The sequence below is a fragment of the Chitinophaga flava genome, assembly GCF_003308995.1.
GTDB classification, from domain to species: Bacteria; Bacteroidota; Bacteroidia; order Chitinophagales; family Chitinophagaceae; genus Chitinophaga; species Chitinophaga flava.
This window is the reverse complement of record NZ_QFFJ01000002.1, coordinates 2,634,799-2,649,789: the sequence shown is the minus strand read 5'-3', so window position 1 is coordinate 2,649,789 and position 14,991 is coordinate 2,634,799. Positions and strand designations below refer to the sequence as shown.

2 protein-coding genes are annotated in these 14,991 nt (G+C 50.4%); both read right to left on the bottom strand.

From position 1 onward, the window contains the following. Nucleotides 1–8: 8 nt before the first annotated feature. Nucleotides 9–12,674, bottom strand: coding sequence for a non-ribosomal peptide synthetase (locus tag DF182_RS26705; RefSeq protein WP_113618812.1), 12,666 nt, complete (start codon nt 12,672–12,674; stop codon nt 9–11). Beyond that, the gene (locus DF182_RS26700) at nt 12,671–14,695 is read right to left on the bottom strand and encodes an AMP-binding protein (RefSeq protein ID WP_161964278.1); all 2,025 of its coding nucleotides are present in this window, start codon (nt 14,693–14,695) and stop codon (nt 12,671–12,673) included. The genes DF182_RS26705 and DF182_RS26700 overlap by 4 nt, the downstream gene beginning before the upstream one ends. Nucleotides 14,696–14,991 lie beyond the last annotated feature (296 nt).

The window sequence follows — 14,991 nt, the reverse complement described above, 5'->3', positions numbered from 1 at the left end:
TTGGCATTTCATATTTCGGCGAGAATCCTGTTCCCTCTATTATTTTTTGATTGTTCCAGCCACATGTTCACCCGTATCATCTCTCCCAGCGTTTCGATGGTGGGGTTCAGGAAAATGTCTTTTATACTCAGCTTGATTCCGAACTCTTTCTGTAAAAGACTTAATAATCGTGTAGCCTTCAGGCTCTGTCCACCCAGCTCAAAAAAGTTGTGTTTGATTCCTATCTGTTCTTTGCCAAGCAGATCTTGCCAGATCTGCACCAGGCGTGCTTCCACCGGGTTGCCAGGAGCAACATATACAGTTCCTGATATTTCCGGTGTTGGCAGGGTTTTTCTATTCACTTTACCATTAGGTAACAGGGGTAGTGCTTCCAGCTGCATCAGGTGCGCCGGCTGCATGTAATGCGGTAGTTTTGATCCCAGCCATTTACGTATATCCAACAGGTTTAGTTCCGGCGTGCCCACCACATAAGCTGCCAGCGCTGGCTCTCCGTTGCGGTCTTTTACCGCCGTCACCACTGCTGCGCTGATGCCCTCATATCCTTCCAATACACCTGCAATCTCTCCTGGTTCTATACGATGGCCCCTCACCTTCACCTGGTCGTCCTTACGACCAAGGAACATAATACTGCCATCAGGAAGCCACTTACCCAGGTCGCCGGTACGGTACAATACATCTCCAGGATAATAGGGGTCTGCTATAAATTTCTCTGCTGTCAGCTCCGGCTGGTTTAAATAGCCGCGGGCCACACTGCTGCCTCCTATGCAGATCTCACCTGCTACTCCCAGCGGTTGCAACTGGGCCTGTTCATTCAGGATATATACCCGGCTGTTAGGAAGTGGATGACCAATAGGAAGGATATTGTAACGGTGACGTATATCTGTTGAGTGGTATAGCGTTGCGGAAATCGTGGCTTCAGTGGGACCGTATTTGTTGTAGAATGCAATACTGTCGCCCACCCGTTCCCGCAGTGATGCCGGGCAAGGTTCGCCCGCAGACACTACTCTCTTCAGCGTGCTGAAGCTGCTGTAATTCAGCTCTTGCAATAAGGTAGGCACGGTATGAAGATGAGTAATGCCCTGAGCAGCAATATAGGTTGATAATCCTGTTGTATCTGTAGTCAGCTCCCGGTTGATCACATGCAGGCTCGCGCCATGCAACAGGCTCACCATAATCTGCTCCACGGAGGCGTCGAACGCGAAGTTCGACAACTGCAATACACGTTCTTCCGATGTGATGCCATAGGCTTTACCGATGGTGGTGATATAACCATACAGCGAGCCATGGGAGATCATCACGCCTTTGGGACGGCCGGTGGAACCCGATGTGTAGATGATATAAGCCAGGTCTGATGGGGTGTTGACATCCTCCAACTGCTGATGGGTATTGCTATAGGAAGAAAGTAAATAGTTGTTCAGCTCCTGCTGATTGATCACTACGCGGCAACGGCTGTCTGCTGTGATATAATCGATACGCTCCTGCGGATACGCCGGATCTATCGGCACAAATGCCGCGCCGGCCTTCAGTATCCCCAGCAGTGCAATGATCATCCACTCGCTGCGCTCCAGCTGTATACCTACCAGATCATCAGCCTGAAGGCCGTATGTGGCGCGCAGATAGGCTCCCAGCCGCTCTGAGGCTTCGTTCAGCTCCTGGTAAGTCAGGCGGACCTGTTCAAACACCAACGCGGTATTATCCGGTGTTGCTGAGGCCTGGTGCCTGAAGGCCGCCACCAGTGTAGACGCCGGCAACGATGCTGTCGGGCTGTTGAAGGCCAGTAGCTGTTGCCGCCCGGGCTGGCCCAGGTAATCCAGTTTTCCCACCGGCGTGTCAGGATGTGCCAGCATAGCTGCCAGCAGCTGTTCCAGGTGATGCGCCAGCTGCACTATAGTGCCTGTTTCGTAGAGGTCTGTATTGTATGTAACTTTAACGGCTATACGTTCCTGCTCTGCAATGAAGCTGAATTGAAGATCAAACTTGCTCAACTCCCGGTTACCTTCCAGTACCCTTACACGCAGGTCTGATCCGGAGAAGCCGTGCTCTACCAGGGAAGCACCGGAGCCATGCTCCATAACCACCAGCACATCAAACAATGCGCTACGGCTCATATCACGTTGTAATGACAATTCATCTACCAGCTCATCAAACGGATAGGATTGGTGCTGGTAAGCATCCAGCATGGTTTGTTTTATTTGCGATAATAGCTCTTTATAGCTACCTGCCCCACTGAACTGCGTCCTTAATGCCAGGGTGTTCACATAAAAACCGATCTGGCCTTCCAGGTCGCTGTGCTCCCGGCCTGCCACAGGGCTGCCAACAATCATATCTTCCTGCCCGGTGTAACGATACAACAGCGCCTTCACAGCCCCCAGCAGTCCCATAAAAAGCGTGCTGCCGGTAGACTGGCACAAGGCTTTCAGGCTAGCCGCTACAGCGGATGGAATGGTAAGGCTGATACTGGCCCCGTTATAGGTCTTCACCGCAGGGCGAGGCTTGTCGGCTGGTAGTTCCAGCACAGGCAGTTCGCCACCCAGCTGTTGCAGCCAGTAGTTTTTATGTTCACGGTGCGATTCACTTTGCAGTTGTTGTTGCTGCCATACCGCATAATCTTTATAGTGTATGCGTAAGGGTGATAACGGATTGACCTGCCCTTCTGCATAGGCATGATACAGCTGCAGCAGCTCCCGGATCAGCACTTCCATAGACCAGCCATCGCTGATGATGTGATGCATCACATACACAAACACCCACTTATCTTCGTTTATGCGAAACAGTTCTGCACGCAGCAATGGACCTGCTGAAAGATCGAACGGACGCGAAATGCTTGCCTGAACGGTCGCCTGAATCATGGTCTCGTCTGCATTGCGCAGATCCTGTTGATCTATCTTAAAGGCTGGTGTTGATAAAATATGTTGTCTTACCTCGCCATCCTCAGTTCCGCGGAACACGGTGCGCAGGCTCTCATGACGCGCTATCAGTGTATCAAAGGATTGTGACAAGGCATCAATGTTCACTGTTCCCTCAAATTCAAATACACCCGGCATATTATAGGCAATGCTGCCTTCTTCAAACTGGCTCAGCACCCACAAACGGCGCTGAGCAGATGATAACACATAAGAAGATTGTTCCGGTACAACCGGTATGTTGATCACCACTGACTTCTGTGCCCCTGCGATCAGCCCGGCCAGGTCTTCCAGCACCGGGTGCGTGAATAGCTCCTTCAAAGTAACCTTCACCTCAAATGCTTTGTAGATACGGCTCGACAGGCGCGTGGCTTTCAGGCTGTGACCGCCCAATTCAAAGAAATTATCTTTCACACTTACCTGCTCCTGTCCCAACAGTTCGCTCCATATATCCGCCAGCCTGGATTCCAGCTCATTGCGCGGTGCTTCGTATTCCCGACCCCTGCTCAGCTGGTCCCCTTCCGGCGCCGGCAAGGCTTTTTTGTTGATCTTGCCATTAGGCAGCAGGGGTAACGCTGACAGCTGTACGAAATAACCAGGCACCATATAATCAGGAAGCTGGCTTTTCAGATAAGATCTCAGCGAAACATTGTCCAGCGGCTCTTTGCAGGCCACATAGGCCACCAGCACCTTATCGCCGTCTCCATGCGCCCTCGCTGTTACAACCACCGCTTCCACACCGGGGTAACGATGCAGCACCGTTTCTATCTCTCCCAGCTCTATCCGGTAACCACGTACTTTCACCTGGTCGTCTTTACGGCCCAGGTATACGATGTTGCCGTCCGGCTGCCACCGGCCTAGATCGCCCGTGCGGTACAGCCGCTCTCCGGGAATAAAAGGATGTGATACAAATTTCTCTGCGGTCAGTGCAGGCTGGTTCAGATACCCGCGGGCAAGGCCTGCACCGGAGATACAGATCTCTCCCACTACACCTACCGGTTGCAGGTGATCATTATCTCCCAATATATAAATCTTCGTATTCGATATAGGACGGCCGATCAATATATTATCGGCTGAATGAATGCGATAAATAGTGCTGTATGTGGTATCTTCTGAAGGACCGTACAGGTTCCGTACCGCTATGCGCTCACAATCCAGCTGACGGATCACATTTGCCGGAATCGGCTCTCCGGCCATGTTCAGCACGTTCACACGGCTCAGGTCTGCCCCTTCACTTAACAGATGCGCCACTACGCTCGGAACAGTATTTACCAATAAAGACTCCTTACTGTTCAGATAACCGGATATAGCAAGGCCACTTTCCAGTATGCGGAGTTGTTTGCCGCTGGTCAGTGTAAAGAAGATCTCAAATACAGACAAGTCAAAGCAGATGGAAGTTACAGCCAGCACTACTTCGTATGCTGATCCACCAAATTCCTCCCGGCACCAGGCGATGAAGGCAGACACATTACTGTGCGTGATCATCACTCCCTTCGGACGACCGGTGGAACCCGATGTGTAGATGATATAAGCCAGGTCGGCGCTGTTGATGGATACACCTGGATTCTCTGTATCGTATTTTTCTTCCTGCAATAAAAACTTCTGTAACTCCCGGTCATCCAGCACTACCTTGCAACGGCTGTCGGCAATAATATATTCGATACGTTCCTGCGGATACGCCGGATCTATCGGAACATAAGCCCCGCCTGATTTTAACACGCCCAGCAGCGCGATCACCAGCCATTCATTACGTTCCAGTTGTATGCCCACCAGGTCATCTGCTCCTATACCATACACATCTCGCAGATAGTGGGCCAGGCGATTGGCCGTGGAGTTGATCTGGCTGTAGCTCAGCGAGCGGCCTTCATACAACAGACCGATATGATCAGGTGTAAGCGACACCTGCTTTTCAAACAGGTCTATAACGGTGACGGCTATATCATAAGGTGCTTCTGTGTCATTGAACGTTTCCTGCAGCAGCGTTTTTTCCTCCCCGCTCAGGTAGTTGATAGCGCCAATACCTGCCGATGGCGCAGCTATGATAGCTGTCAGCAGCTGTTCCAGGTGAGCAGACAGCCGTGATATAGTTGCAGGTTGATAAATGTCTGTATTATAAGCGATGTGTAATTGCAGCTGATCGCCAGCTTCCACAAAGCTGAATTGCAAGTCGAACTTACTACCCTGCTGCGTGCCTTCACCCGCGCGCACTTCCAGGCCGGCAAAGCCTTGCTCCACCAGGGAGGCGCTGGACTGATGCTGCAATACCACCATCACGTCGAACAGGGCGTTGCGGCTCATATCACGGTGCAGTGGCAATTCCTCCACCAGCTCATCAAACGGATAGGATTGATGTTGATAAGCGTCCAGCGTGGTTTGTCTTACCCGCGATAACAGGTCCAGGTAACTACCTGCACCACTGAACTGTGTTCTCAACGCCAGGGTATTTACATAAAAACCGATCTGACCTTCCAGGTCGCTGTGCTCCCGGCCTGCCACAGGGCTGCCGATGATTATATCTTCCTGAGCAGTGTAGCGATACAACAATGCCTTCACAGCTGCCAGCAGCCCCATGAAGAGCGTACTGTCGGCCGACAGGCACAGAGCTTTCAGGCCCGCCGTTACAGCCGGTGAGATGGTGCGGCTGATGCTGGCCCCGTTGTAGGTCTTTACCGCAGGACGGGGCTTGTCTGCCGGCAGTTCCAGCACAGGCAGCTCACCACCCAGCTGCTGCAGCCAGTAGCTTTTATGCTCAACAAGAGATTCGTTTTGTAGCTGTTGTTGCTGCCATACCGCATAATCTTTATAGTGTATACGTAAGGGTGATAACGGGTTGATCTGCCCTTTCACATAAGCATGATACAACTGCAGCAGCTCCCGGACCAGCACTTCCATTGACCAGCCATCGCTGATGATGTGATGCATCACATACACAAACACCCATTTATCTTCGTTTATGCGACACAGTTCTGCACGCAGCAACGGGCCTGCTGAAAGATCGAACGGGCGCGAAAGGCTTGCCCGTACGGCCGCCTGCAGCATCGTTTCCCCAGCATCACGGAAATCGTATTCATGCAAACGGAAGTTCAGTGCATCCGCTGTTAAAATGTGTTGCCTTACCTCTCCGTCTGCAGCCTCCCGGAATATCGTGCGCAGGCTCTCATGACGCGTTATCAGCGTATCAAAAGAGCGCGACAGCGCTTCAGTATTCAGCGCACCTGCAAATTCAAACACGCCCGGCATATTGTATGCTGTGCTGCCTTCTTCAAACTGACTCAGCACCCACAAACGGCGCTGGGCAGACGACATCGGATAGGAATCGCTCTGCGCCGCCACCGGTAACGATGTATAAACGCTATGCTGCAGCTGCTCTATCAGAGCTGCCTGTGCTTCAATAGTGTAAGCGAAGAACAGTTCTTTCAGGCCGGGCCTGACATTAAATGTTTTATGCAATTGGCCGGCAAGCCTTGTAGCTTTGAGACTATGGCCGCCCAACTCAAAAAAGTTATGTTTTATACCAATATGCTCTCTTCCCAGTATATCCTGCCAGATCTGCACCAGCCGTATCTCCGTTTCGGTACGTGGAGCAGCATAGGCTACTCCGCCGGGCAATGCAATATCTTCCGGCGTTGGCAGGGCTTTTCTGTTCACTTTACCATTAGGCAACAGGGGCAGTGCTTCCAGCTGCATCAGGTGCGCCGGCTGCATATAATGCGGTAGTTTTGATCCCAGCCATTTACGTATATCCGACAGGTTTAGCTCCGGCGTGCCCACCACATAAGCCGCCAGCGCTGGCTCTCCGTTGCTGTCTTTTACCGCTGTCACCACCGCTGCGCTGATGCCCTCATATCCTTCCAATACACCTGCGATCTCTCCTGGTTCTATACGATGGCCCCTCACCTTCACCTGGTCGTCCTTACGGCCAAGGAACATAATACTGCCATCAGGAAGCCACTTACCCAGGTCGCCGGTACGGTACAATACATCACCAGGATAATAGGGGTCTGCTATAAACTTCTCTGCTGTCAACTCCGGCTGGTTTAAATAGCCGCGGGCCACACTGCTGCCTCCTATGCAGATCTCACCTGATACTCCCAGCGGTTGCAACTGGCTCTGTTCATTCAGGATATATACCCGGCTGTTAGGAAGTGGATGACCAATAGGAAGGATATTGTAACGGTGACGTATATCTGTTGAGTGGTATAGCGTTGCGGAAATCGTGGCTTCAGTGGGACCGTATTTGTTGTAGAATGCAATACTGTCGCCCACCCGTTCCCGCAGTGATGCCGGGCAAGGTTCGCCCGCAGACACTACTCTCTTCAGCGTGCTGAAGCTGCTGTAATTCAGCTCTTGCAATAAGGTAGGCACGGTATGAAGATGAGTAATGCCCTGAGCAGCAATATAGGTTGATAATCCTGTTGTATCTGTAGTCAGCTCCCGGTTGATCACATGCAGGCTCGCGCCGTGCAACAGGCTCACCATAATCTGCTCCACGGAGGCGTCGAAGGCAAAGTTCGACAACTGCAATACACGTTCTTCCGATGTGATGCCATAGGCTTTACCGATGGTGGTGATATAACCATATAGCGAGCCATGGGAGATCATCACGCCTTTGGGGCGGCCGGTAGAACCCGATGTGTAGATGATATAAGCCAGGTCAGATGAGGTGTTGACATCCTCCAATTGCTGATGGGTATTGCTATAGGAAGAAAGTAAATAGTTATTCAGCTCCTGCTGATTGATCACTACGCGGCAACGGCTGTCTGCTGTGATATAATCGATGCGCTCCTGCGGATACGCCGGATCTATCGGCACAAATGCCGCGCCGGCCTTCAGTATCCCCAGCAGTGCAATGATCATCCACTCGCTGCGCTCCAGCTGTATACCTACCAGATCATCAGCCTGAAGGCCGTATGTGGCGCGCAGATAGGCTCCCAGCCGCTCTGAGGCTTCGTTCAGCTCCTGGTAAGTCAGGCGGACCTGTTCAAACACCAACGCGGTATTATCCGGTGTTGCTGAGGCCTGGTGCCTGAAGGCCGCCACCAATGTAGACGCCGGCAACGATGCTGCCGGGCTGTTGAAGGCCAGTAACTGTTGCCGCCCGGGTTTGCCCAGGTAATCCAGTTTTCCCACCGGCGTGTCAGGATGTGCCAGCATAGCAGCCAGCAACCGTTCCAGGTGATGCGCCAGCTGCCCTATAGTGGCCGTTTCGTAGAGGTCTGTATTATAGGTAACTTTAACGACTATACGTTCCTGTTCTGCAATGAAGCTGAATTGAAGATCAAACTTGCTCAACTCCCGGTTACCTTCCAGTACCCTTACACGCAGGCCTGAGCCGGAGAAACCACGTTCTACCAGTGATGCGCCGGAGCCATGCTCCATGACCACCAACACATCAAACAATGCACTACGGCTCATATCACGTTGTAATGGCAATTCATCTACCAGCTCATCAAACGGATAGGATTGATGCTGGTAAGCGTCCAGCGTGGTTTGTTTTATTTGTGATAACAGCTCTTTATAGCTACCTGTCCCACTGAACTGCGTCCTTAATGCCAGGGTGTTCACATAAAAACCGATCTGGCCTTCCAGGTCGCTGTGCTCCCGGCCTGCCACAGGGCTGCCAACAATTATATCTTCCTGCCCGGTGTAACGATACAACAGCGCCTTCACAGCCCCCAGCAATCCCATAAAAAGCGTGCTGCCTGTAGACTGGCACAAGGCTTTCAGCCCAGCCGCTACAGCGGATGGAATGGTACGGCTGATACTGGCCCCATTGTAGGTCTTTACCGCTGGGCGAGGCTTGTCGGCTGGTAGTTCCAGCACAGGCAGTTCGCCACCCAGCTGTTGCAGCCAGTAGTTTTTATGTTCACGGTGCGATTCACTTTGCAGTTGTTGTTGCTGCCATACCGCATAATCTTTATAGTGTATGCGTAAGGGTGATAACGGATTGACCTGCCCTTCTGCATAGGCATGATACAGCTGCAGCAGCTCCCGGATCAGCACTTCCATAGACCAGCCATCGCTGATGATGTGATGCATCACATACACAAATACCCACTTATCTTCGTTTATGCGAAACAGTTCTGCACGCAGCAATGGACCTGCTGAAAGATCGAACGGACGCGAAACGCTTGCCTGCACGGCCGCCTGAATCCTGGTCTCGTCTGCATTGCGCAGATCCTGTTGATCTATCTTAAAAGCTGGTGTTGACAAAATATGTTGTCTTACCTCTCCATCCTCAGTTCCGCGGAACACGGTGCGCAGGCTCTCATGGCGCGCTATCAGCGTATCAAAGGATTGTGACAAGGCATCAATGTTCACTGTTCCCTCAAATTCAAATACACCCGGCATATTATAGGCAATGCTGCCTTCTTCAAACTGGCTCAGCACCCACAAACGGCGCTGAGCAGATGATAACACATAAGAAGATTGTTCCGGTACAACCGGTATGTTGATCACCACTGACTTCTGTGCCCCTGCGATCAGCCCGGCCAGGTCTTCCAGCACCGGGTGCGTGAATAGCTCCTTCAAAGTAACCTTCACCTCAAATGCTTTGTAGATACGGCTCGACAGGCGCGTGGCTTTCAGGCTGTGACCGCCCAATTCAAAGAAATTATCTTTCACACTTACCTGCTCCTGTCCCAGCAGTTCGCTCCATATATCCGCCAGCCTGGATTCCAGCTCATTGCGCGGCGCTTCGTATTCCCGGCCGTTACTCAGCTGGTCCGCTTCCGGCGCTGGCAATGCTTTCTTGTTGATCTTGCCATTAGGCAGCAGGGGTAACGCTGACAGCCGTACGAAATAACCAGGCACCATATAATCAGGAAGCTGGCTTTTCAGATAAGATCTCAGCGAAATATTGTCCAGCGGCTCTTTGCAGGCCACATAGGCCACCAACACCTTATCACCATCTCCCTGTGCCCTCGCTGTTACAACCACCGCTTCCACGCCGGGGTAACGATGCAGCACCGTTTCTATCTCTCCAAGCTCTATGCGGTAACCACGTACTTTCACCTGGTCGTCTTTACGGCCAAGGTATACGATGTTGCCGTCCGACTGCCACCGGCCTAGGTCTCCCGTGCGGTACAGCCGCTCTCCGGGAATAAAAGGATGGGATACAAATTTCTCTGCGGTCAGTGCAGGCTGGTTCAGATACCCGCGGGCAAGGCCTGCACCGGAGATACAGATCTCTCCCACTACACCTACTGGTTGCAGGTGATCATTATCTCCCAGTATATAAATCTTCGTATTCGATATGGGACGGCCGATCAATATGTTATCGGCCGAATGAATGCGATAAATAGTGCTGTATGTGGTATCTTCTGAAGGTCCGTACAGGTTCCGTACTGCTATGCGCTCACAATCCAGCTGACGGATCACATTTGCCGGGATCGGCTCTCCGGCCATGTTCAGCACGTTCACACGGCTCAGGTCTGCCCCTTCACTCAACAGATGCGCCACTACGCTCGGAACAGTATTTACCAATAAAGGCTCCTTACTGTTCAGATAACCGGATATAGCAAGACCACTTTCCAGTATGCGCAGTTGTTTGCCGCTGGTCAGTGTGAAGAAGATTTCAAATACAGACAGATCAAAGCAGATGGAAGTTACGCCCAGCACTACTTCGTATGCTGATCCACCAAATTCCTCCCGGCACCAGGCGATAAAGGCAGACACATTGCTGTGCGTGATCATCACTCCCTTGGGACGACCGGTGGAACCCGATGTATAGATGATATAAGCCAAGTCGGCGCTGTTGATGGATACACCCGGATTCTTTGTATCGTATTTTTCTTCCTGCAATAAAAACTTCTGCAACTCCCGGTCATCCAGCACCACCTTGCAACGGCTGTCGGCAATAATATATTCGATACGTTCCTGCGGATACGCCGGATCTATCGGAACATAAGCCCCGCCTGATTTTAACACGCCCAGCAGCGCAATCACCAGCCATTCATTACGTTCCAACTGTATGCCCACCAGGTCATCTGCGCCTATGCTATACACATCCCGCAGATAGTGGGCCAGGCGGTTGGCCGTGGCGTTGATCTGGCTGTAGCTCAGCGAGCGGCCTTCATACAGCAAACCGATATGATCGGGGGTAAGCGATACCTGCTCTTCAAACAGGTCTATAACGGTAACGGATATATCATAAGGTGCTTCTGTGGCATTGAACGTTTCCAGCAGACGGTGTTTCTCTTGTTCATCCGCTATTTCAATTTCTTTTACCTTCTTCCCGGGGTGGGCAAGTACCTGTGAAATGATATGCCGGTAAGCATTATAAAAGAGAACAATGTTGTCTTTTGTGAACAGCCTGGTGGAGTATTCAATCTCCACATAGAATTTATTGTCGGGATCATTGCCGAGGTTGAAAGTAAGATCGAACTTCGAAGGCGCGGCTTCGTGTATCACGGCGGTTTCTCCGTACAGATAGCGGTCAATCCTGTCCAGCTCAAAATCGTTTTGTCCGCCGAAGTTTATCCTTCCATCACCGAGAGCGGTGTCCTGTAACACCAGCATTACATCGAAGAGCGGGTTCCTTCCGCTCTCCCATCTGAAAGGCAGATCTTCTATTATCCTGGCAAATGGGTAGTCCTGGTATTCAAATGCTTTCAGTGTATTGGCTGCAACGGCTTTCAACATATCTTCAAACCGGTCTTCCACATTCACTTGTGTCGCCAGCGGCAGCGCATTGACGAACAGCCCTATCTGTTGTTGCAGGTCCTGATGTGTGCGGCCCGCCACAGGCGTGCCCACCACGATGCTATGCAGACCAGACAACTTGTGCAGCAACACCGCTAACGTTGTTTGAAAAAAAATAAATGGAGTGGTAGTATGCTGTTTACAATATTGAAGAATGTTGCCGTAAAACTCAGAACCGGCAAAGAACCTGGCGATGGCCCCATCAAATGTTCTGGTGTCGGGCCTTGCAAAGTTTGATAACGAAAGGGGTTCCGGCTCAGTTTCAAATTTTTTTTGCCAGAAATCCTTTGCCTGGATACTGGTATTGCCCTCCAGCTTTTCAGACAACCATGCTGCATAATCCTTGTACTGCACCTTTAAAGGAGCCAGGACCGGCACTTCCTGCCTGCGCCAGGATTCGTAGCAGTGCAGCACCTCCTGCAAAAGGACCCTGACAGACCAGCCATCACTTATTATATGATGTATAACGATTATCAGGGCATGCTCCTGCGCAGACAAACGTATCAGCTTTACTGCCAGTAGCGGGCCCACTGTCAGGTCAAAGCGCCGATAGGTAAGGTCCCGCACCTCCTGTCTGAGGCGATCGCGGCTATCTGCCAGCTCGCTGAAATCCGCCACAGTTATATCAAAAAAAATACTATCAGTTATCACTTGCCTCAGTTCCCCGTCCACTTCTCTAAACACTGTGCGCAGGCTCTCGTGACGGTTGATACAGGAATGAAAGGCTTTATTCATTGCATCAGCAGACACTGTACCTTTCAGGTATAAGGCGGTAACTATATTATACGCACCGTCTACCCCATCCAGCTGATCCAGCACCCACTGGCTTTTCTGTGCATCAGTAGCTGCATAGTCCTGCTGTCCGTCAACAGGCCGGATGGTAGCATAGGCTGCCTGGTCCATGGTAGACCTGAGCAGGCGCATCAGTTCTTCTTTAGCTCCCTTCACCTCATTCAGCAATACCTCCGGCAGGGCCACCGTTTCACCAACGAGCTTAAGCTGTCCGCCGGTTAACTGTGGAATTACTTTATGCGCCTTCAATGCCGCAATAATCTCTAAAGTATTCATATAGTAATTTCCTTTCCGAAATTTTGTGTTACGTCAGACTTAAGCCACAGCATGGCTTCTATGGCATTGCATAGTGTTGACAAGGTGTTATGCTCATATATTTTGGTTGCATCCAGGTTTAATTGGAGTTCCTGGTTGATGACATTGATAATTTCCATAGCCCGGAGAGAATCCACACCGAGCGTAGTAATATCAGTGTCGTCATTCCATCCGGCCGGCAAGGCGCCGCCAGTCTTTATTTCAATAATATCCGCCACATAAGCCCTGATGGTAGCATAGCTGGCTTGGTGGCGCACCTGCGTAAGCAGATCTGCATTCTTTTCTTTCCTGTGTGTGCTGTCAGACAATGCTGCTTTTGAAGCAATTATCTTAAAAATGTTATCGAGATAATATGTTTTACATCTTATGCGTTGAAGCTTTCCGCTTGTTGTTCTGGGTATACCTAAAGGTGTCGTCAGTACAATGTCATGCAGACTTATACCGAATTCGCCAGTTACCAGTTTTTCGATGGCGCGAACAACGGCTTCTCCGTCCACATTATTAACATGCGTTCTTTTGACTTCAGCCACAACGGCCACAGAGGATTCATCTATTGCAAAAACGGCTACACCATTGGTTTCTATAGCTTCATGGCAGCCCATTATGGTCTGTTCTATATCGTACGGATAAAAGTTTTTTCCGCGAACGATCAGCATTTCTTTTACCCTGCCATTCACAAATAGCTCACCCTGATAAAGAAAACCGAGGTCGCCTGTACGCAGGAATTTTCCTTCGTTAAATTCGTAAAAGATGTCACGGTTATCTTTATTCCAGTAACCACTGGTCACACTTTCTCCGGCAATACATATCTCACCTTCTTCGAGCTCACCGCATTCATGTTGGTCACTCAACGAAACGATCTTTACATACATGCCGTCTGCCGGCCGCCCGGAACTCACAACGGCCTTAGCGTCATCGCTTCCGCTATCCGTCAGCCGGATCTTTCCCTGTGCAGACATTTCTTTGCTGATATGCACGATCAAAGGCGTAGCACTACTCCTGGATCCCGACGTCAGCAACGTAGCTTCGGCCAGTCCATAACAGGGAGTAAAAGCATTGGGATTGAAGCCTGCGGAACTGAAATGCCGGGCAAATCGCGCTAGTGTAGCGGCATGCACAGGCTCCGATCCGTTGTAGGCCACTTTCCATGAAGAGAGATCCAAGCCCTTTGTTTCTTCTGCAGGTATCCTGTCTACACAAAAATCATAAGCAAAATTAGGTGCGCCACTATGAGTGACGCGATAAGTGGCAATGCCTTCCAGCCATGCCTTCGGCTTCTGCATGAAATGTAATGGAGACATAAGCACACAGGAACATCCTACGTAAATAGTATGCAGCAGATTGCCTATCAGCCCCATATCATGATGGAAAGGCAACCATGAAAAGATAACCGAATCTTTATCACATCCAAATGTCTGCTGTATCAGCTTCTCATTATGCAACAGATTATTTCCGGTCACCACTACACCTTTAGGAATCCCAACCGAACCAGATGTGTATTGTATAAAAGATATTTCAGTAAATGAAGGTGGAACATCTTCCAATGCATGATACGGATCATCTGTTGCGACAAACTCCAGCAAACCGTTGTCTGAAGCGGCACCCAGCTCCTTCTCAAGATGCGGTACACTATCGCTAGTGCAGAGAATGACGCCTGTTCCGGCATCGGCAATGATACCATTGATCCTGAGAAGTTGCTTTCCTCCTTTGGCATAAGGTACCGGCACAGGAATTACGCCGGCATATTCGCATGCCAGAAAAGAAATAATAAACGCCCGCATATCCTGATATACCAGCAATGCGGTCTTATCTTTCAATTGTTTCTCCTTCAACCTGGCGGCAAGCTGTTTCACGTGCATTTCCAGCTCCCTGTATGTAATGTCCTGCGGAGGAACTCCTTCGTTGCTCAGAATCGTAAATGCAATTTTCCGCGGGTGGTTATGTGCATGTGTAATGAGACAACTGATAATACTAATTTCCATGTTTTTTATGATGGGCATATCCATAGCATTGGCACTCCTGTTATTTTCGACAACAAGTTGGGCAGTCATTAAAAAATTAAATAAATAATAAAGCCTCCGAATGGTGGAATCCGGACTTTATACTCTATCTGTTACAAATAATAAAAGGCTTCGGCTCGGGTGAAAAAAGGTTTCTTATAACCGGTAATCCTTATTTTCATCCATTTGCATTTTAAACCTTGTGGCAGTCTCTGGTTATCTCTCTTATATACTAATTCTCACAGCAAAACCCCAAGTCAATGACATACTTAGGGACA